Source organism: Streptomyces sp. NPDC028419 (genome assembly GCF_055565515.1).
In genome coordinates this window covers 61,852-80,438 of the sequence record NZ_JBVHUE010000005.1, presented here as the reverse complement: position 1 = coordinate 80,438, position 18,587 = coordinate 61,852, and the positions used below count along the sequence as shown (strand labels likewise).

General features: G+C 72.5%; 19 protein-coding genes. 7 read left to right on the top strand and 12 right to left on the bottom strand.

Annotation, left to right across the window (positions count from 1 at the left end; all coding sequences use genetic code 11):
- Window positions 1–15: 15 nt before the first annotated feature.
- The gene (locus ACZ4UB_RS08185; RefSeq protein WP_468069248.1) at window positions 16–603 is read left to right on the top strand and encodes a TetR/AcrR family transcriptional regulator; all 588 of its coding nucleotides are present in this window, start codon (window positions 16–18) and stop codon (window positions 601–603) included.
- 58 nt (window positions 604–661) lie between these two features.
- Here the strand turns inward: ACZ4UB_RS08185 and ACZ4UB_RS08180 are convergent, their stop codons facing one another.
- Window positions 662–2,011 carry an MFS transporter gene (locus ACZ4UB_RS08180; RefSeq protein ID WP_468069048.1) on the bottom strand — a complete coding sequence of 450 codons (1,350 nt, stop codon included), beginning with the start codon at window positions 2,009–2,011 and terminating at the stop codon, window positions 662–664.
- Between ACZ4UB_RS08180 and ACZ4UB_RS08175 the strand changes: the two genes are divergently transcribed.
- Together ACZ4UB_RS08175 and ACZ4UB_RS08170 are read left to right on the top strand one after the other, a co-directional pair.
- Window positions 2,010–3,104, top strand: coding sequence for an ArsR/SmtB family transcription factor (locus ACZ4UB_RS08175; protein ID WP_468069047.1), 1,095 nt, complete (start codon window positions 2,010–2,012; stop codon window positions 3,102–3,104). The two genes, ACZ4UB_RS08180 and ACZ4UB_RS08175, sit on opposite strands and share 2 nt — an antisense overlap.
- 447 nt (window positions 3,105–3,551) lie before the next feature.
- On the top strand, window positions 3,552–4,352 hold the full coding sequence (locus ACZ4UB_RS08170; RefSeq protein ID WP_468069045.1) for a PIG-L deacetylase family protein: 801 nt from the start codon (window positions 3,552–3,554) through the stop codon (window positions 4,350–4,352).
- A 24-nt stretch (window positions 4,353–4,376) separates the two neighbouring features.
- On the opposite strand, the gene ACZ4UB_RS08165 is transcribed toward ACZ4UB_RS08170, so the two are convergent.
- The 6 genes from ACZ4UB_RS08165 to ACZ4UB_RS08140 all read right to left on the bottom strand — a co-directional run bounded on the left by ACZ4UB_RS08165 (window position 4,377) and on the right by ACZ4UB_RS08140 (window position 8,315).
- Window positions 4,377–5,588: a helix-turn-helix domain-containing protein gene (locus ACZ4UB_RS08165; protein ID WP_468069042.1), complete on the bottom strand. Its 1,212-nt coding sequence runs from the start codon at window positions 5,586–5,588 to the stop codon at window positions 4,377–4,379.
- Window positions 5,585–5,806 carry a DUF7489 domain-containing protein gene (locus ACZ4UB_RS08160; protein ID WP_468069041.1) on the bottom strand — a complete coding sequence of 74 codons (222 nt, stop codon included), beginning with the start codon at window positions 5,804–5,806 and terminating at the stop codon, window positions 5,585–5,587. Before ACZ4UB_RS08160 ends, ACZ4UB_RS08165 begins: the two co-directional genes overlap by 4 nt.
- Window positions 5,807–5,903: 97 nt before the next feature.
- Window positions 5,904–6,272 (bottom strand): zinc ribbon domain-containing protein YjdM, encoded by a 369-nt coding sequence (locus tag ACZ4UB_RS08155; protein ID WP_468069040.1) that lies wholly within the window; start codon window positions 6,270–6,272, stop codon window positions 5,904–5,906.
- Window positions 6,273–6,371: 99 nt separating this feature from the next.
- Complete coding sequence (locus ACZ4UB_RS08150; protein ID WP_468069039.1) at window positions 6,372–7,328, bottom strand: arylamine N-acetyltransferase family protein; 957 nt, start codon at window positions 7,326–7,328, stop codon at window positions 6,372–6,374.
- Between the two features lie 33 nt (window positions 7,329–7,361).
- Window positions 7,362–7,613: a hypothetical protein gene (locus ACZ4UB_RS08145; RefSeq protein WP_468069038.1), complete on the bottom strand. Its 252-nt coding sequence runs from the start codon at window positions 7,611–7,613 to the stop codon at window positions 7,362–7,364.
- 201 nt (window positions 7,614–7,814) lie between these two features.
- Window positions 7,815–8,315: a hypothetical protein gene (locus ACZ4UB_RS08140; protein ID WP_468069037.1), complete on the bottom strand. Its 501-nt coding sequence runs from the start codon at window positions 8,313–8,315 to the stop codon at window positions 7,815–7,817.
- Between the two features lie 339 nt (window positions 8,316–8,654).
- Between ACZ4UB_RS08140 and ACZ4UB_RS08135 the strand changes: the two genes are divergently transcribed.
- The 3 genes from ACZ4UB_RS08135 to ACZ4UB_RS08125 all read left to right on the top strand — a co-directional run bounded on the left by ACZ4UB_RS08135 (window position 8,655) and on the right by ACZ4UB_RS08125 (window position 9,832).
- Complete coding sequence (locus ACZ4UB_RS08135; protein WP_468069035.1) at window positions 8,655–9,047, top strand: hypothetical protein; 393 nt, start codon at window positions 8,655–8,657, stop codon at window positions 9,045–9,047.
- A gap of 102 nt (window positions 9,048–9,149) precedes the next feature.
- Entirely contained in the window at window positions 9,150–9,506 is a 357-nt protein-coding gene (locus tag ACZ4UB_RS08130) for a helix-turn-helix domain-containing protein (protein ID WP_468069033.1), read from the top strand.
- Between the two features lie 26 nt (window positions 9,507–9,532).
- Complete coding sequence (locus ACZ4UB_RS08125) at window positions 9,533–9,832, top strand: hypothetical protein (protein ID WP_468069032.1); 300 nt, start codon at window positions 9,533–9,535, stop codon at window positions 9,830–9,832.
- Window positions 9,833–9,987: 155 nt separating this feature from the next.
- Here ACZ4UB_RS08125 and ACZ4UB_RS08120 read toward each other — a convergent pair whose 3' ends face one another.
- The 5 genes from ACZ4UB_RS08120 to ACZ4UB_RS08100 all read right to left on the bottom strand — a co-directional run bounded on the left by ACZ4UB_RS08120 (window position 9,988) and on the right by ACZ4UB_RS08100 (window position 16,950).
- Window positions 9,988–11,934, bottom strand: a complete 1,947-nt coding sequence (locus ACZ4UB_RS08120) for a S53 family peptidase (RefSeq protein ID WP_468069031.1) — start codon at window positions 11,932–11,934, stop codon at window positions 9,988–9,990.
- A 386-nt stretch (window positions 11,935–12,320) separates the two neighbouring features.
- Entirely contained in the window at window positions 12,321–14,009 is a 1,689-nt protein-coding gene (locus tag ACZ4UB_RS08115) for an IPT/TIG domain-containing protein (protein ID WP_468069029.1), read from the bottom strand.
- A 290-nt stretch (window positions 14,010–14,299) separates the two neighbouring features.
- Window positions 14,300–14,881, bottom strand: coding sequence for a hypothetical protein (locus ACZ4UB_RS08110; protein ID WP_468069028.1), 582 nt, complete (start codon window positions 14,879–14,881; stop codon window positions 14,300–14,302).
- A gap of 41 nt (window positions 14,882–14,922) precedes the next feature.
- Window positions 14,923–15,633: a hypothetical protein gene (locus ACZ4UB_RS08105; RefSeq protein ID WP_468069026.1), complete on the bottom strand. Its 711-nt coding sequence runs from the start codon at window positions 15,631–15,633 to the stop codon at window positions 14,923–14,925.
- Between the two features lie 75 nt (window positions 15,634–15,708).
- Window positions 15,709–16,950, bottom strand: coding sequence for a 2-isopropylmalate synthase (locus ACZ4UB_RS08100; protein WP_468069024.1), 1,242 nt, complete (start codon window positions 16,948–16,950; stop codon window positions 15,709–15,711).
- A gap of 446 nt (window positions 16,951–17,396) precedes the next feature.
- On the opposite strand from ACZ4UB_RS08100, the gene ACZ4UB_RS08095 reads away from it, so the two are divergent.
- The gene (locus ACZ4UB_RS08095; protein WP_468069022.1) at window positions 17,397–18,500 is read left to right on the top strand and encodes a TolB-like translocation protein; all 1,104 of its coding nucleotides are present in this window, start codon (window positions 17,397–17,399) and stop codon (window positions 18,498–18,500) included.
- Window positions 18,501–18,587 lie beyond the last annotated feature (87 nt).

Sequence of the window (18,587 nt, the reverse complement as noted above, 5' to 3'; positions counted from 1 at the left end):
AACGTGACCGGAGCGATGGACCCGCCGCAGGTCTTGGAGATCCTGCGGACACCGCCGCCCAAGGAACGCGCGGACGCGGCGCGCAACCGGGCCGCCGTGCTGGAGGCGGCCGCCGGCCTGTTCGCCGAACACGGCGTCGAGGCGGTGTCCATGGACCAGGTGGCCGCGGCCGCCGGCGTCGGCAAGGGCACGCTCTTCCGCCGCTTCGGCGACAAGGCGGGACTGGCCGCCGCGCTGCTCGATGCCCGCGAGCGGGTGCTCCAGGAGGCCGTGCTGCACGGGCCCCCTCCGCTCGGGCCGGGCGCCCCGGCCGCCGAACGCCTGGCGGCGTTCCTCGACGCCTACGTGGACTACCTGCTGGAGCACCTGCCCCTGGTGCGGATGTCGGAGAGCGCCACGCCCGGCGCGCGGTACCGGATCGGCGCGTACCGCTTCTGGCACCGGCACGTGGCGATCCAGCTCGCCGGGGCCCCCGATCCCGATCACGCCGCGCACGCGGTGCTCGCGGCCCTGGCCGCCGACCACGTCGCCGCGCTGCTCCCCGAACTCGGCGAGGAACGGCTGCGCGCCGGTCTGCTCCGCCTCGCCCGCGCGGCCGCGTGACGCACGGGCCGGCACCGGCGCGGCCCGGCAGCCACGGGCACCGGCGCGGCCCGCGGGTTCAGCCGGCGGGGGTGTGCACCGCCGCGGGGTCGGCGCCCCGGCCGGCCGGCAGGCTCCGCGCCGAACGCAACGGCGAGAGGAGCAGGGGAAGGACGGCGAGGAGTTCACCGAGGGCTCCGATCCACATCGCCGGGCGGGCGCCGAGCCATTGCCCCAAGGCCCCTCCGACGAGCGCGCCGACCGGCATCGCACCCCAGACGACGAAGCGGACGGTCGCGGTCACCCGGCCCAGGAGCGGGGCGGGGCACAGGCGTTGCCGGTAGGTCACCGAGCTGATCTTGAAGGTCATGAAGGCCGTCCACCCGAGTCCCTGCAAGGCCACGGCGACGGCGAAGCGCCAGTCACCCTGGTAGCAGGGCACGGCCAGCAGCCACAGGACCCCACTGACCAGGAGGGAGGCGCACATCGCCCGCCCCTGGCCGAGCGCGGCCGCGATGCGCAGGGTGAGCAGGCTGCCGAGGAGGCCGCCGACGGCTTCGGCCGTGAACACCACCGCGCACAGCAGCGGGGAGAGCCCCAGCTCCCCGGCGAGCAGGACCAGCAGCATGGCGGCCCCCATGGTGCCGCACAGGTTGCAGATCGCGGAGGTCGTGGTCAGGGCCCGCAGCGTGGGGTCGCCGAAGACGAACCGCAGTCCCTCGGCCACTTCCGCCCGCATGCCTGCGGCGGACGGGGAGGGGGGTGCGGGCCGGGGGCTTACGGGCGAGGGGTAGGGGCCTACGGGCGAAGGCGCTCCGGCACGACGGACGCGGGACAGCAGCAGCGCCGACAGGAGGTAGCTGACGGCGTCGGCGGCCAGCGCGAGCGGCGCGGTCAGCGCCGCCATGAGGGCTCCGCCCAGTCCCGGGCCGGCGGCCTGGGTGAGGTTGCGCGTGACCTCCAGCCGGGCGTTGGCCGCGGTGAGGCGGTCGCGCTCCACGAGGTGCGGGAGCGCGCTCTGCGCCGCCACGTCGAAGAAGACCGTGCACACCGACATCCCGAAGGCCACGCCGTAGAGCTGGGGAAGCGTCAGCGCGCCCAGCCAGGCCGCGACCGGGACGGACAGCAACAGTGCGGCGCGCCCGAGGTCGCCCGCGACCATCACACGGCGGTGGGGCATCCGGTCCACCCAGGCGCCGGCGGGCAGCCCGATGAGCAGGAAGGCCAGGTACTCGGCGGTGACGAGGAGGGCCGCCTCGAAGGGGGTGGCGCGCAGGGTGCCGATCGCGACGAGGGGCAGCGCGAGGAGGGTCACGGCCGATCCGGCCTGACTGACCGTGTCGGCGGCCCAGACCCTGCGGAAGTCGGCTTCGGGGTGGAGGCCGGCGGATACGGGGCGGGCGGCGGAGCGGGTGCGGCGGTTCTTCATGACGGCGAAGATCGCCGCTCTGGACGTCGCGCACCAATGTTTTAGTCTGGGCGAAAACATCTGCTCGGTGTGGGCGGGAGGGGGCGAGGACGTGGGCGAGCTGCGCTTCGATGTGCACGACGTCGCCGGCATCAGGTTCGCGATATCGCCGTTGTGGGAGACGCTCGCCTCCTTCCGGGCGGCTACGGACCCGGGCCGGCACGCCGTCCACCTGCCGTGGATCAAGCGGGCGTTGCCCCTGTGGGAGGACCGGGAACTCGCCGGGCGGATCGGCGTCCTCCATGAACTCGCCTCCTGGCCCGCGCAGCCGGCTTTCGTGACGCCCCCTCCGCGGTGTCCGCTGGCCGAGTTCGAGGAGGAGTTGGCCGTCCTGGTGGCCACGGCGCCGGAACGGATCCGTGCCGAGACGACCGGGGCGACCCGGGCGGCGGCGGCCGGTGGACGCGCCCACCTCACGCCGTACGCCGACCGGTTGGCGCGGGAACCGGCGGCGGCGCTGCGGGAGTTGACGGACGCCCTGCGTGCCTGGTGGGAGGCGGCGGTCGGACCGTACTGGCCGCGGATCCGGGCCGTACTGGAGGCGGACATCGCGTACCGGACCCGGCAGCTCGCCGAGGACGGCATCCACGAGGTGTTCAACCAGCTGCATCCCGGGCTGCGTTGGACCGGCGACCGGCTGGTGTCCGCGGACCTGCCCGCGGCGGGAGTGGACCTGGGCGGTACGGGCCTGACGCTGGCGCCCAGCGCGTTCGCCGCGCGCTGCCAGCTGCTGGCCGGGCCCGGGCCCACCCCGCCGGCCGCCGTCTACCCCTCGCGGGCCGTCGCCACCCTGTGGGAGCGCCGCGACACGTCCGGGGACGGGCTGGCCCGCCTGCTGGGCCGCAGCCGGGCCCGGCTGCTGCTCATGGCCGGCTCACCGACCACGACCACGCAGCTGGCCGCCCGGTGCGGGCTCAGCCTCGGCGCGGTGTCCCAGCACCTGGCCGTGCTGCGCGACGCGGGCCTCGTCACCAGCCACCGCTACCGGCGCGAGGTCCACTACACGACGAGCGACCTCGGCACCGCCCTCCTGAACCGGGCATCCGCGACGTGACGGCTGCGGCAGGGGTCGACCGGGCGCCCTCGGAGTCGCCCCTTGCGGAAAGCCGGAGCAGCTGCGAGGGCGCCGGTTCGCTACGGGCCCGCTACGGGCGCCCCGCGAGCGGGACGGGCCGTCACAGCAGGCCGAGCAGGATCACCACCCCTCGGGCGATGACGGAAAAGGCGTCGATGATCCACTGGTCCATGCGATGGCTCCCACTGTTCTCGCAACTCCGGCTCCCCGTCGGTCACCGCGGGGAGGGTGGCCACGAACCGCGACCACTCCCTTAGATGATCTTGATTCGAACGGACGCCCACAATTCCCCGAGGGTCGATTCGCCGGCGCGATGATGCGACATCCGAGGGTCCATCCGATGCGACTTACGGCCCGAACTCCGCACCGTTCGGAGAGTCCCGAGGTCCCGAGGTCCCGAGGTCCCAAGGTCCAGGAGGAAACACCGTGTCCCCCCACCCCACCACCACGCCCGCCGGCCACGCGCCCCGCCCGTCCCTCCTCGGAGTCTTCGCCCACCCGGACGACGAATCGCTGCTGGCGGGCGGCGTGCTCGCGCGGCACGCCGGCTCCGGTGCCGTCACCGCCGTCGTCACCACGACCTGGTCCCCCGACAGCCACCGCGCCGTCGAACTCCGCGCCGCCCTCCGGATGCTGGGCGCCGGGCGGCCCCGGATGCTCGGCTACGCCGACGCCCGCATCCCCACATCCGCCCCACGTCGCCCGCGGCTGTGCGACGCGCCCGTCGACGAGGTCGTGGAGTCGCTCGTGGGGCACATCCGCGCCGTACGACCACAGCTGGTCGTGACCCACGACGCCTACGGCCAGCTCACCGGGCACCCGGACCACGTCCGCACCCATCAAGCAACCGTCCTGGCCTTCCACGCCGCGGGCCTCGAGCACCGGTACCCGGACGCCGGCGCCCCGTGGCAACCCTCGGCCCTGTACGCGGCCACCCATCCGGAGTCGGGGGTGGGCGAGCTGGGCGCGTTGTTGCAACGCGTCGGGAAGCGGGTGCTTTCGGTGCCGGACGGGCACGTCACGACGACCGTCGACGTGGGGGCTCACCTCGACGAGAAGTGGGCGGCCATCCTCTGCCACCGGAGCGAAGTCGTGCGGGACCGGGCACTGCCCGGGGTGCTCGCCCGGCTGCCCGCCGAGGTGCGGAGGTCGATCCTCGCGACCGAGCACTACACGCGCCTCGGCGCGTCCCCTCTGCCGGGCGACCCGTGCGAGTTGGTCGTCTGACGGCGTCCTGGGCCGCGGCGTGCGCTACGAGAGGAGGGTCTCGCGGTGCTGCCAGGCCAGGCGGAGGAGGGCGGCGCCGGCGGGCTGCATGTGTTCGCGCTCCGTCAGGCGCTCCACGTGGTCGGCGCGGAACGGAACGCCGACCGCGCGCCCCGTGTCGTCCTCGGCGTCCACCACGCGGTGCCCCTCGTCGTTCGTGGTCGCCAGCTCGGGGAACAACCCGTCGAAGGTGGCGGCGTCGAGGACGACGACCGTGAGCAGGTCGCAGACGAAGGTCAACGCATCGATGCCCAGGCCGAGCCAGAACACCCGCGCCGTGCCCGCCCGGCGCGCCTCCCGCAGCGCGGCGTAGAAGGGCCACCCGTCGTAGTCGATCGGGCGGGTCCCGCTGCCGTAGTCCTCCGACGACCCGAGCAGCTCCTCGCTCAGCTCACGGGCGATGGAGCGCCACAGGTCGAAGTCGTTAGCCTCGTTCCAGGGGGCGTCCGCCGACGGCTGGAACATGCCGACCGGCATCACCTGGTAGAGGCCGCCACCGGTGGCCACCTTCGCCGGGTCCCGCCAGTGCAGTACGAAGCTCGCCGTACCGGCCGCGGCGTTGTGCCGGATCGTGAGGGTGCTGATCCCCGGCACCACCGACCGCCGCACGAGGTCCAGCGGATCCCCGATCTCCGCCCGGAAGGGCGTGGCGGCCGCCGGCACCGCGCCGTCGGGACCGGCCTGCGCGGCCGCGGCCGCGAACTCGTGCGCCGACGCCTCGCAGATGTCGATGACGTCGAAGTAGCTGCCCCGACCGAAGCGCAGCCGCGGCAGACCGGCCGGATCGTGGTCGACGTCCAGGAGGCGGTAGCACTGCCGGTTCTCGTACAGCCGCGGACGGGCCAGCGCCTCCACGGCGTCCGCGTACCGCGCGAACGCCGCCCCGCCCCCCGCCCTCGGCAACGACGCCCGCACGGACGCCTCCCGCCCCGTGATCGGCGCCGGCGCGGCCCCGTCGACCCACTCCAGCTGGACGTCGTCCAGGAGCACCGGCCGATCCGGTATCCACTCGGGCCGGGCCAACAGGGGCGTTCCGGCGACGCGCAGGGCCTCGGGTACGCCGGCGACGGCGCGCCGCGTCAGCTCGTACCGGGAGCGGTTGAGCAGCTCGCGCTCCGTGCGCCAGACCTCTGGACTCTTCGCGTGCGGGGTCACCGAGCCGGAGCTGGTCAGCGTCTTCTCCTTCGTCGAGGTCACGCCTTGTACGGATCGGCGCCGGTTCGCTTGACGAGCCGGTCGCCGACCGCGAGCGTCTTCCAGAGCCGACGGCCGATCCGGGCCTTCAGCGAGGTGCCGTCCGCGAGGCGGACCTCGACGAAGTGGTACATGTTCGAGCCGTCGAGCATGCCGCGGGACGTGTGGGTGACCACTCCCTCCCAGGAGTCGTCGCGTCCGATCCCATGTGTTGTCGCCATGCCTTCGAGGCTACGGAAGGCGCCGGTCGGCCCGACAGGGCCGCGCATCCCGTCCTCGACGGTACAAATGTCCTTCGGGATCGCGGCGGTCGGCCGGTCAGGCCTTCTTGACCACGCTCGACTTCAGCTGCATCGCGCCGAAGCCCTCGATCCGGCAGTCGATGTCGTGGCCGTCGACGCCGTCGATCAGCCGGATGTTGCGGACCTTGGTGCCGGCCTTGATGCCCGAGGCGCTGCCCTTGACCTTCAGGGCCTTGACGACCGTCACGCTGTCGCCGTCGCTCAGCACGTTGCCGACGGCATCCTTGACGACCCGTTCCCCGGCGGCACCGGCCGCGCCGTCAGCGCCTTCGGCTCCCGCGGCGGGCACCCATTCGTGGCCGCACTCCGGGCACACCATCAGAGCGTTCATCTCGTAGGTGTACTCGCTGGAGCACTTCGGACACGGAGGCAGCTTGTCGCTCATTCACACATGTTTCTGTAGTCGAGGACCGGGCGCCCCGGAGGACCGGCGGTCTTCCGGGAAATGACCCGGCCACGGTATCAAAGTGCAAACTTTTGCAGCTCAGGCCTCGGCCGCCGCGGCGGCCGTTCGGCGTGCGGCGATCTCGCGGAGCTCCTCCTCCGTGAGGGCGATCCCGAAGACCTCCCGCAGGGTCCCGTCCAGGGCCTCGGGGGCGATCGACTCGGTCGTGGTCGTCCCGTCGGGGCGGGTGGTGACGAGCGTCAGGTCGTCCAGGCTGTGGTGGGCGGCCGGGGTCATGCGCTGCGCGAACAGCCGACGGACGAACGGCGAGCGCGCGTGCGTGCCCACGAAGTGGCTGCCGACGACGTAGTCGATCGGGTACTGGGCGGTGAGGGTGAAGGTGTGCCGGTCGATCCAGGGGGTCGGGACCCGCTCGGGGTCCTTGTCCGGGCCGGACGCGCCGGGAGCGGTCTGGTACAGCCACCACTGGTCGATGCCGTGCGCGCCGGGCAGGCGCTCCAAGCGGTGCCGCCAGCCGTCGTACGCGACGTGGGCCCCGTCCGCGAGCTCGATCGGTCCGAGCGGGCCGGCCCCGAAGCCGACGTCGCACAGCCACGTGCGGTCGTCGTCGCGCGCGGTCACGGCGAGCAGGCCGTGGGTGGCGGGGAGGACCTTGGGAGCGCCGAGGCTGACCCGCCCGATCATGCCGGTGACGTGGAAGCCGAGGCGTTCCACGGCGGCGGCGAAGAGGAGCACGTGCTCGAAGCAGTAGCCGCCGCGACGGTCCCGGACGAGGCGCGCCTCGACGGAGGGGAGGTCGAGCGGCAGGTCCCGGCCGAGGACGGCGTGGACGTTCTCGAAGGGGATGCCGGTGGTGTGGGCCCGCTGGAGGTCGTGCAGGACCGCGAGGGTGGGCTCACGGGGGCCGTCGTAGCCGATCCGGGCCATGTAGGCGTCGAGGTCGAGCAGTTCACCGGACCACCGGTCGGGTCGGTGATCGGTCGGGCTGACGGCGGCGGTCGGGGCGTCCCCGGGACCGGTCGACTGGATGCTCATGATCCAATCTTCCTCCCTCGACCCGTCCCGAGGTCAAGCCGGGGTGGGCCACACCGCTCCGGGGTGCGCGTGCGGCCCCTCCGTGCACAGGCGCGGGCCGAGTCGGGACCGCAGGGCCCGGGCGGTGGCCCGTACCTCGTCGTCCATGGGCCCGTCCGCGACGACGTCGAGGACGGCGAGTGCGAGGTCGGCCTCCGCCCGGGTGAGGAGGGGCAGGCGTTCGGGTTCGGCCGAGGACTCGATCTCCTCGGACACGATGCTGGTGTACAGGTCGTCAAGCGTCACGTGGGAGAAACGAGCCGGCCGGAGCCAGGTCACGGACCGGCGCGAGGGGAACGGCGCCGTCGGCGGTCGAGTGTTAGACGACACTCTGTGTGAGCACGTAGGTGGGGGATCGCGACGCTCGCGATGGACATGAGCGTTGATCTCAGTGGGCGGTCTGGTCCCTCTTCGTGTGCGACGACAGCGCGGACACGAAGAGCTGGTTCACGAGACCGGTGCCGCGTCGGGACGTGCCCATCGTTTGATGATGTGGGGCTCGGAGTACGGGGCCGGCCATGCTTGTAGCCGGATCTCCTCTGTATCTTCGGGCTCGTCCTCGCAGTCGAGGTCGCGGAGGGCCGCAGCGTCGAGGTCGCGTCTGGATGCCCGGATGCGGGTCCATCCGGCGGGCATGTCGAAGCGAGCTGCGGCGTCCACGTCGTCAGTGCAGCCAAGCACTACGAGTCGTCCCGAGGACAGGTCGAGGCTTGCCTCGACGACGTGGTCGAAGTCCTCGCTGTCATCGGCGGGCTGGTCTGCGAGGAGATGGACAGCAACTGCCACGGTGAAGTTGACGTCAGTGCCGATAGCCAGACCGCGTTCAGCGACTCCGAGCCCATCCAACACTGTCTGCTCAGTCCACACATCACTGAAGTCGGCGTCGGAGTCCTCGTCCAGGATGTGGATCTGGAAATAGTCCGCGAAGAGTTCAAGGTTTGTCGCCACAGGGGCATCATCGCTGCTGCCTGATGACGCCTGGGTGGCGGGGTGGGGTTGTCTTCCGGCGGGGCCGCCGGGCGGGTGTTCCGGGCATGATCACCCACCCGTTTGGAGAGATTCCGGCTGATCGTTGCAGGTCAGACGGAGGTGTCGGTGCTGGTTGTCGACTCGGACGGGCTGTTGGCGGAGCGTCAGCTTCGGCAGGGTCGGCTGACTTGTCCGAAGTGTGGGGCGGTTCTGGCGCCGTGGGGTCATGGCCGGCCGCGGTCGATCCGGGGTGATCTGGACGCCCGGTTGTCTCTGCGGCCACGCCGTACGCGCTGCTCGGGCTGCAAGGTCACGCACGTGCTGCTGGCGGAGGCATTTTGGCCGCGGAGGGCGGATGCGGCCGTAGCGATCGGGGCCGGGCTGGAGATAGCCGCCCTGGGCATGGGCCACCGCCAGGTCGCCGCCCACCTCGGCCTGGCCGACAGCACGGTCCGTGGCTGGCTACGGGCTTTCGCGGGGCGGGTGGAGGCAGTACGCCGCCACTTCACCGTCGCTCTGGTCACGCTCGCGGACGACCCCGTGATGCCGAATGGGGCGCCGTCGACGCTCGCCGACGCGGTCTCGGAGGTCACGGCCACCCAGCACGCCGCCGCGACGAAGTGGCCGCGCATGCTCACGGTGTCGCGGTGGGAGTTCGCCGGGCGGGCGATAGGCGGCTGGCTACTGACCTCGTCTTCTGCCCTTATTTGATCAACACGGGCCGCCCCTGGGCGGGATTGGAAGGTGCCGGAAGTCTTGATCGTGTCTGCCGGGATGCGGCGGGCTCTGTTCGAGACGCGAGGTGGGTTGCCTATGTCACCGAGTGAGGACGAGGACCGTCGCCGGGCGGAGCGTGCCCGGCAGCTGGGCCTGTTCCGCTACGGCCTGATCCAGGACCTGATCGACACGAAGCTCACGACACGCCAGCGCGGGAAATTCGCCCGTGAACTGGCCGCGAAGGAGCACACCGACCCCCCGTTCGGCCGGCAAGTGCGGGTCGCCCGAGGCACCCTGGACCGCTGGGCCCGCCATTACCGCGCGGGCGGGTTTCCCGCGCTGGTGCCGGCCCAGCGGCAGGTCACCCCCCGGACGCCGGTGGAGGTGCTGGACCTGGCGGCCGCGCTGAAGAAAGAGAACCCCGCCCGCACCGCCGCCCAGCGGTGTTGCTGATCGGCCAGCTCACCCTGCGCAAACGCATGAAACACGGCTTCCTGGCGGCTCTGGACCAGCGGATCTCGATCAGCTACCAGATGCCCACGATGACGAAGGAGGAGACCTCCAGCTACATCAAGCACCACCTCACGATCGCCGGACGCGAGGACACGCTGTTCTCCGACGACGCGGTCGAGCTCATCCACCCCACCAGCCGCGGCCTGCCCCGATCGGTCAACAACATCGCCTGGCAGTCCCTCATCGCCGCCTTCACCGAGGAGAAGGGCATCGTCGACGAGTCCTCCACCCGGACCGCCATCACCGAGACCCCCACGACAGAGTGAGCACGAAGCCGACACCGTGTTCACGACGACCCCGGCGGCCCAACGGCCGCCGGGGTCGTTTCATCCCATCCCATCGACAACCAGTACGTCGCCTTCGTGCTCATCCTCAGCGTCGCTCAACAGTCGAGCCGAGGCGGAGGGCGCGCCCGGGGTTCCTACCTGCGGTACGAGGAGACGTAGCCCGCGCCCGGCGAGCCGACTCCCGTCACCACGTCGTACCCGCGCACCGCGGCCAGCGAGCTGTCCTTGCCCAGGCTGCGGACCGAGGTCACCAGGCCGGCCGAGGCGTCGACGCTGTTCGCGAAGTCGACCCGGGCGACGGCGAGGTCGCGGTTCTCGCCCAGCGGGTGATCCGTGACGTCGTGGTACAGCGGGGTGCCGTACCGGGCGTAGATCGCGGGGTTCGCGAAGCCGATCGGCCGGTGGCGGGCCTGCTGCGCGAGCGCCTGCACCGCGGCGATCACCGGCGCGGCGAGCGAGGTGCCGCCGATGCGGTACTCGTCGTACGAGACCGAGCCGTCGGGCCAGGACTGCGTCTGCCCGACGAGGAAGCCGGTGTTGGGGTCCGCGATGGCCGCGATGTCCGGGACGGTGCGCATCCGGTGGGCGCCGTTCGCCTTGGCGAGCGCATCGGGTACGACGCCGCGCTGGTAGGCGGGTTGGGCGACGGTCGCGCTCGTGCCGCCACCGGCGCCGCTCGTGTAGCCGCCGGGGAAGCCCGTCCAACTGGCGCCGTCGGCGCTCAGCGGGGCCTTGAGGGTGCCCCAACCCGTCTCGAACTGGTAGGTGTTGCCCTTGCCGACGGCCAGGGAGGTGCCGCCCACCGCGGTCACCCAGGCCGAGTTCGCCGGGGTGTCGACCTGCTTCTTGCCCGTGTTGGCGACCTCGTCCCCGTTGTCACCGGAGGAGAAGTAGAAGCCGATGCCCTCGATGGCCCCGAACTTGAACGTCTGGTCGTAGGCCGCCGCGATGTCCGGGGTCTCGTTGGCCTCGACGTCGCCCCACGAGTTGGAGACGATGTCGGCCAGCCGGCTGTCGACGACCTTGTTCAGCGCGTCCAGGAGGTCGGGGTCGTTGCACGAGGCGCCGGCGACGTACACGACGTTCGCGTCCGGGGCGACGGCGTGCACGGCCTCGACGTCGAGGGTCTCCTCGCCGTACCAGCCGGACGCGTCGCACTCCTCGGTCGCCGTGTACTCGGCGGGCACGACCTGGCGCAGCTGCCCCGCCTTGTAGGGCTTGTCGCCGTTGCGCTGGGCGTACTTCTGCGCGTCCTGGGCGATGGTCGGCGAGGCGTAGGCGTCCGTGATGGCGACGGTCACCCCCTGGCCGGTGTACCCGCCCGCGCCGTAGGCCGCCCGCAGCTGCTGGCCCGTGTAGCCCTTGACCGCGTACGGGATCTTCGTGCCGTAGGCGTCGGGGAGCGTCGTGGCCACGTTCGACCCGAAGTAGGTGGAGGAGGGGCCGGCGTTGCGGAAGCCGGCGCCGGGGCCCGGCAGGGTGTCCTGGTGCGTGGAAGTGTGCGGCGCGTTGTCCAGGCCCGTCACGGTGAGGACCGCGCCGGCGAGGTCCCCGGGGGCCGAAGCGGCCTTCGAGGGGGCCCGGTAGGTCTTGCCGCCCTTGCGGTAGTCGTGCAGCTGGGTGGCGAACGCCTGCTCCGCCGCCGACGCGTCGCCGGAGACCGATATGTAGTGCTGGTTGGAGCCGGTGACGGAGAGGCCCGCCTGCTGGAGCCAGCGGGTGACGGCTCCGATCTGGTCCGCGGTCGCGCCGAAGCGCTGTTGCGCCTGCGCGGGGCTCAGGTAGTTGCCGTAGGTGGCGGAGTGCGGGTCCGAAACGGCGGCGGCGTACGCGCTGAGCCCCTTCGCGTCCCGCCCTGCCAGGTACACCCGGGCGTTCACCTTCGTGGAGGACGCCGCCGCTCCCTGGTCGGCCGAGGCGGTGGCCCAGGCGGGCTGGGTGCCCTCCAGGGCCACCCTGCCTCCCGGGGCCGGACCGGCGGCCTGCGCGGACGGAACCGCCAGGGCGAACGCGCCGGTGAGCAGCGGTAGTGTCGCTGCGATGGCGCCCAGGGTGCGGCGCCGCGTGCGGGTGCTTCTCATGTCATCCCCTGCGGTGAGATGGAGGTGGTCGCGGGCTGTACACGGACGGGCCGGTGTACACCGCGCACTACCGCGCAACTCTTGTCAGGAACGGTTCATGCCGGGGACACGGAGTGATCAAGAAAGCTCAAAGAGCTTTCCAGCAAATGGAATTGACGCGCCGCCGGTTTCGACATCCGACAGCTCTCCGTACTCGCGGGCACCGAACTCGGCGAACATCAGCAGGGCCCGAGAAGAACTCCCCCACCAGCTCGGCGCCCGGCCCCAGCACGCGGACTCCCTCGTCTCCCCCGAACGTGACGATGCCGGCCGCGGTATGCGGCCGGCTCCGCCACGATCATCGACGATCAGGCGTTCCTACGGGGCGGAACCCCACCCCGAGTGGATCAGGGGCAGGTGACCAGGATGACGGAGACGGCGGTGCAGGTGACGGTCGCGGTGTCGTTGGCGCGGTTGGGGTCGGTGGGTGCGGAGGCGGTGCGCGCTCCGGTGACCTTGACCGGGCCGAGGGTCAGCAGGTGCAGCGGGACGCGGAAGGTCTTGCTCGCGCTCGCGTTGTTGGCGATGGTCCCGTAGGTGCAGGTGACCGTGGCGCCGGCGCTCGTGCATCCGGCGGAGAGGTTCGTGGCCGAGGCTCCGGCCGGGAGGGCGGCGGTCAGGGTCGCGGAGGTGACGGCGCCCGGGCCGGTGTTGCGCGCGGTGAGGGTGTAGGTCAGGTAGGGCTGCAGGAGGCCCAGTTGGGGCTGCGTGGTGAGGTCGACGTCGATGTCCGCGGGCGGCGCGAGGTAGGTGTACCGGGCGGCCGGGCTCACCGCGCTGGTGCCGCCGGGGGTGGTGACCCGTACGTCGACGCTGTCGGCCGCGTGGGCGGGCGCGGTGACGGTGCAGGCGCTCGCGGTGCAGCTGACGCCGGTGGCGGGGGTGGAGCCGAAGGTGACGGCGGTGGCGCCGGCCAGGTTGGCGCCGGTGACCGTGACGGCGCCGCCGCCCGTCGTCGGGCCGGAGGCGGGGCTGATGCCGCTCACGGCGGGCACGGCCGTGCCCACGCTCAGCACCTCGAGGGTTTCACTGCTGTTGTGGACGACGTAGACGAGGTTGCCGTCCGGGCTCACCCCGGCGTCGACGGGGCCGCCCCCGACCGACGCGTTCTTGGTGACGGTGTTCGTCGCGGTGTCGATCAGCGACAGGGTGTTGCTGCCGATGTTGGGCACGTACGCGGTCGCGCCGTCCGAACTGACGGCCGCGCCACCCGGGTTGGCGCCGGTGGTGATCGTCGTGGTGACGGCGAGCGTGGCCGGGTCCACCACGGACACGGAGTCGCCGGCGCCGTGGCTGGCGTACACCGCTCCGCTCACGGGGTTGACCGTGAGCGCGTACGGCTGCGCGCCGAGCGCGACGTTCCCGGTCACGGTGAGGCTCGCGGTGTCGATGACGCCCAGCGTGCTGTTGCCGACGTTGGAGACGTAGGCACGGGCGCCGTCGGGGCTGAAGGCGACGTCGCGCGGGAAGGGTCCGACCTGGACCGACGCCGCGACGGTGTTGGTGGCGGTGTCGATGACGCGGACCGACCCGTTGGAGCCGCTGGAATCGACGACGTAGGCCCGGGTGCCGGCCGGGTTGACCGCCACCGACTTCGGGTCGCCGAGCCCGCCGATGGTGGCCGTCACCGCGTTGGTGGCGGCGTCGACGACGCTGACCGTGGCCGCGCCGCGGTTGACGACGTACAGGTGCGCGCTGTCGGGGGTGACCGCGAGCGCGGTCGGGCCGTTGCCGACGGGGATGGTGGCGCCGACGGTGTTGGTGGCGGTGTTCACCACCGTGACGGTGTTGCCGGGATTGCCGCCGAAGACGCCGGAGTTGCTGACGTAGACGTGCTTGCCGTCGGGCGCCACCGACAGGTTCTCGGGGCTCGCTCCCAGGGGGACGGTGGCGATCGAGGTCGGCCCGTCCACCGCTGCCGCCGGTGTGGCGGACAGGGCGGACAGGCCGGTCGCGGCGAGGGCGAAGGCGGCGACCAGCGCCGTGCGGCGTCGGCCGCGGAGGCGGTGCGGGCGTAACAGGGTGCTCGTGGACACGATGGTTCCCCCCTCGAAGGCCGCGGCACGACGGCGGGAAGCGGAGGCCCCCGGGAACCGGCTGTGGCGCGGTCACACAAGACACGTCCGGCCGTCGGCGTCAACCACCCCGGCAGACGACGGGCGCGTCCCTCGCACGCTCACCGAAAACCGGCCACGGCGAGTCGCCGACATCGTGCCAGCGGGGCCTCACGTGCCGGGCAGAACTTTCGCAGTTGTCCATTTCAGATCAGTGATGACCGATTGAGGGAGTGGGTTGACTGCTTGCATCAGCCGCTCCCGAAGGAACCTCAGATGTAGTGCACGGGGCAGGAGTGGCGGATCGCGTGCTCGGCGGCCCCCAGGTACAGGGCCGCGTAGAACGCGGCGTCGATGGCCTGCGACCAGGGGCCGGGGTGGGTGGCGGCCGCGTCGGCGACCGCCGGGCCGTCGAACCAGTTGGTGAGGGCGAGGTCGCCGCCGTGCAGGGGGACCTGCGGGGGCAGCGCGATCCGGTCCGCCAGGCGCCGGGCCGCCGCGCGTACCGCGTGCGCACTGCGGACGGTGGTGACGTGGTCGTACGGCGACGGAACGGGCAGCTCGAAGGCACCGTCGAAGGCGACCGGGACGAGCAGGCTCCAGCCCAGGAGCGCGTCGTAGCACTCCTCGCCGGGCGGGTCCTGCCGGCACAGCTCCTCGAAGGCGCCCATCGGCCTGTTCAGCTTCTCCTCGAACGACGCTCCGGGGCGCGGACCCGGCGCCCGCGGGGACGGCCGCGGGCAGGGGTCGAGCCCCCGCCGGCGCAGCTCGGCGGCGAGTGCCCGCGCGGTCGGCGCGAGCACCACCTCGTCCGTCCAATCGTCGGAGCCGACGTCGCACACGTAGATACCCATGGGGAGAACGTACGATCCGGCACTGACACCCACCGGCCGGGTCAGGCCCCCGCGGCGCGCAGTCGTTCGAGGTAGAGCGCCGGAGCGCAACCGTGGGCCCGGTCCTGCGCACCACCTCGTACGTGCGCCAGCTCGCCGTCGCGGGAGATGCGCAGCATGGTGGTCGCGGCGTGGGGCGTGCCCGACTCCCGCAGGGCGTCCGCGTCGACGACCGCCACGCCCGGCCCGAACAGGGCCGTCGCCTCCGCGGCGGTGGCGGCCGGTGGCCGGCCGGTGCGGTTGGCGCTGCTCACGTACAGCCGGGGGAAACCTTCCAGCAAGGGCGCCAAGGGCTGCCAACGGGCGCCGAAGAGCAGTAGGTGGCCGTCGCGCAGGGCGGGCTCGGCCCAGGCCGGGCAGGGGGTGTCGGCGCTCACCGGCACCAGCAGGGTGACGCGTTCGCCGCGCAGCAGGTCCAGCGCCCTGCGCCGGGCCGCCGGCGCGAGGTGCAGGGCCGGGGCCAGGGCGTTCCAGACGGCGTCGGCGTGGACCCACAGGGCGACCTCCTGGTCGGCCGGCCTGCCCTTGGCCCGGTTGACGGCACCGGGCGTGGTGGCGGCGACGACGTAGGTGAGCGGGCTGGGGTTGGGCAGGACCGCGGCGCGCCCCTGCCCCAGGGCCTCCAAGGCGGCGCCGATGTCCAACGGAGCCTCGGGCGGCACCTCTGACGGGGCGTCCGGCGGGGCGTCCAGCGGGTCGGAGTCGTTCGGCATGGTCCCGTCCGTTCGAAGGGCGCACTCGGTGTGCGGGGGGGGTGCGGCGGCGATACGTGCCTGCGCTCGGGGTGTTCAGAGCGGCTGCGCGGTGGCGGTGAGGCCGTCGAGGTAGGCGGCGAAGTCGGCGTCGGCGATGACGGCCCGGCCGTCGCGGTAGGCGCGGTCCTTGACCCAGTCGAGCGCGGTGCGCGTCTGTGCGGGATCCAGCCGGTGCCCGAGCCGTTCGGCGACGGCTCGCAGCACGCGCCGGCTGGCCAGGTGGGTCAGGACCACGGTCGGGGTCAGGCCGAGGTGCCGCTCGGGATCGTAGGGCTGGAAGGTCCGCGGGTGCGTGAAGGGCGTGCCCGTGGAGATCGCGGCGACGCCCGTTCCCACGACGGGGGTGGTGACCGTCAGCGGAACGCCGGTCTGCGCCGACACCATCCGGGCGATCCCCGGCAACCGGGTCAGGTCGGGCGCGGTCCACCACGGCTCGGCTCCGCGCCCCAGGACCTGCTCGGCCTTGTCCGGGTCGTGGCCGAGCAGGAAGAGCAGCTGCTCGGTGGCCACCATGCCGCTGCGCTCGGCCATGCCCAGCCAGGAACAGGCCGCCACCCGGACCCCGCTCGCCAGCGCCGCCAGGGTGTTGGCCAGCGCGAGCCCGAGGTCGTTGTGCAGGTGCGAGACCAGGACGGTGTCCGGTCCCGCGCCCGCGGCGACGCGCTCGAACAGGGCCCGCGTGCGGTCGGGCAGGAGGTCGCCGACCGTGTCGGCGAGGACGACCGTAGCCGCGCCCTGGGCCGTCATCGCCCCGGCGTACTCGGCCACAAGGGCGGGGTCGGCGCGGGGGGCGTCCACCAGGCACACGTCCACGGCGACGCCGTCGGCCCGGTGCACCGCTTCCTTGACCACCGCCAGGCCCTGTTCCAGCGCCCGGCGGGCGTCGGTGTGCACCAGGGCGTGCGCGGTCGCCTCCGAAGCCGCCACGATCACCATCACCCGGGCGTGCAGCGCGCCGCGCACCGCGCTCAGGGCGAGCCGCACGTCGGCCTGCGTGCCGCGGCAGATCGCGGCCGGGCTGACCGACTCCTGTGCTTCCAGGGCGACCTGCCGGGTCGCTTCGAACTCCTGCGCGCACACCGAGGGGAAGCCCGCCGCGAAGACCACGTGCCGCGGGCCGTCCGCCCCGAACACCGCCCCTTGTTCCCTGGCCAGCCGGACCCGGAAGGGGGCGCTCATCAAGGTCTTGGCCTGCGCCCCGTCCCGCGCCGACTCCTCGAAGAAGACCACCCGGCCCGCGCCGGCCGACTCGCGCACCACGTCCACTGCGGACACCCTCGTGACCCTCTTCCTCCGTGCGGCACTTGTTCGCCACGCCGTGCGACGACCTTCTCACAGCGCGGAGTCGAAGGAGCCGAATGTCGAAGGAGCGGCACGGGGACGGGAGGGGCCGGGCCGGAGTACGGCAACTCCGTTCAGCGAGCGGGTGCATGGGGTTGCTTTCGGGACGGGCTGGGGCGGCCGGCTGATCTTGTCGCTCATGCGGTCAGTCCGGATCTCGCCGGCTGTGCGCGGACACCACCGCAGGCCGCCGCGTGGACGACTCCCCGGATCGCCGTGCGCCGGGCAGCGGAGGCGGCCGCTCACACAATGGCCGAAACCACGCCTCTGCACATCTCTGGGGCATGTGACCCATTGACCCCACAGCGCCGCCACGGTTGCATGCTCGTGTTCCTCCGGTAGGGAACCGGGGGAGAAAACGTGTCCTACTTGGGGGGAAAATGAGGGGAAAGACGAACGGGAGCACCACCAGACGATTACGGGCCGTCCTGAGCACGGCGGTCGCGGTCTGCGCCGTCGCGGCGGTCACGCCCGCAGCCGCGGCGGGGGCCGCCGGCAGCCTCACCAGCACCGTCGAGAGGATCAGCGTCTCGCCCGACGGCGCCCAGGGCAACGGAAGCTCCACCACCGCCTCGATCACGCCCAGCGGCCGGCACGTCGTCTTCACCTCATCGGCGACCAACCTGGGGTCCGGGGCCGCGTCGGCCGAGAACAGGCCGTACCTGCGCGACCGGCAGACGGGACAGACCAAGCGGGTCTCGGACTACACGCCGCTGGGACCCGTCCGGGTCAGCGGCGACGGAGGGTACGTCACCTACCCGCTGCAGTGGATGCGCAACGTACGGGTCCGCATGGAGCAGATCTCCTCGGGAGCGGCGATCCAGGCCGACTGCTCCGCCTGGAGCTGCAACCAGTCCTCGTTCAGCGCGGACGGACGGTACCTGGCCATCGTCATCCTCCACACCCAGCGCGGGTCCGAATACCAGACCATCGAGGTCCAGGACTCGCGGTCCGCGACCCCGCAGGTGGTCTACAACATGCCCCACCTCGTCCCGTCCCGCCCGTCCATGAGCGGTGACGCCCGTTACGTCGCCTTCCAGGACGGCGAGTCGAAGGACGTGTACCTGCGGAACCTGCCCGGCAACAGCATGGTCGGCCCGATCGAAGGCCCGTCCGTGGCGGCCTCCCTCGTCCAGATCAGCGACGACGGCGGCAAGGTCGTCTACCTCGCGGGCCCGGACACCTACGTCTACGACGTGGCCTCGGCCACCTCCCAACTGGTGGCGAACGTACAGGGCGTGGCCATCGACCCCACGGGCCGCCACCTCCTGTACGCCCCGGCCGGCACCACCGGACCGTCATCGCTCACGCTCCGCGACCTGCAGACGGGCACCGACGAGATCGTGTCCACCCAGCCCGCCACGGCCGGGACCGCCGCGGTCAGCGCCGGTGGGCACGACGTGGTCTTCCAGTCCACGGCCGCCGACATCGTCCCCGACGACACCAACGGCACGTCGGACGTGTTCGTCCGCCACTTCTCCTGACCGCCCCACCGGCGGAGGAAAAGGGGAAGACAGGGGGGGGGGGGGGGGGTGGGGGGGGGGGGGGGGGGGGGGGGGAGGGGGGGGGGA

What these genes read in the sequence shown, in the direction of transcription:
- ACZ4UB_RS08095 (WP_468069022.1), top strand. Translation starts at nt 17,397, where the DNA reads ATGAGGGGAAAGACGAACGGGAGCACCACCAGACGATTACGGGCCGTC.
- ACZ4UB_RS08120 (WP_468069031.1), bottom strand. Translation starts at nt 11,934, where the DNA reads ATGAGAAGCACCCGCACGCGGCGCCGCACCCTGGGCGCCATCGCAGCG.
- ACZ4UB_RS08185 (WP_468069248.1), top strand. Translation starts at nt 16, where the DNA reads ATGGACCCGCCGCAGGTCTTGGAGATCCTGCGGACACCGCCGCCCAAG.
- ACZ4UB_RS08150 (WP_468069039.1), bottom strand. Translation starts at nt 7,328, where the DNA reads ATGAGCATCCAGTCGACCGGTCCCGGGGACGCCCCGACCGCCGCCGTC.
- ACZ4UB_RS08125 (WP_468069032.1), top strand. Translation starts at nt 9,533, where the DNA reads ATGAAACACGGCTTCCTGGCGGCTCTGGACCAGCGGATCTCGATCAGC.
- ACZ4UB_RS08160 (WP_468069041.1), bottom strand. Translation starts at nt 5,806, where the DNA reads ATGGCGACAACACATGGGATCGGACGCGACGACTCCTGGGAGGGAGTG.
- ACZ4UB_RS08155 (WP_468069040.1), bottom strand. Translation starts at nt 6,272, where the DNA reads ATGAGCGACAAGCTGCCTCCGTGTCCGAAGTGCTCCAGCGAGTACACC.
- ACZ4UB_RS08130 (WP_468069033.1), top strand. Translation starts at nt 9,150, where the DNA reads ATGTCACCGAGTGAGGACGAGGACCGTCGCCGGGCGGAGCGTGCCCGG.
- ACZ4UB_RS08175 (WP_468069047.1), top strand. Translation starts at nt 2,010, where the DNA reads ATGACGGCGAAGATCGCCGCTCTGGACGTCGCGCACCAATGTTTTAGT.
- ACZ4UB_RS08105 (WP_468069026.1), bottom strand. Translation starts at nt 15,633, where the DNA reads ATGCCGAACGACTCCGACCCGCTGGACGCCCCGCCGGACGCCCCGTCA.
- ACZ4UB_RS08110 (WP_468069028.1), bottom strand. Translation starts at nt 14,881, where the DNA reads ATGGGTATCTACGTGTGCGACGTCGGCTCCGACGATTGGACGGACGAG.
- ACZ4UB_RS08180 (WP_468069048.1), bottom strand. Translation starts at nt 2,011, where the DNA reads ATGAAGAACCGCCGCACCCGCTCCGCCGCCCGCCCCGTATCCGCCGGC.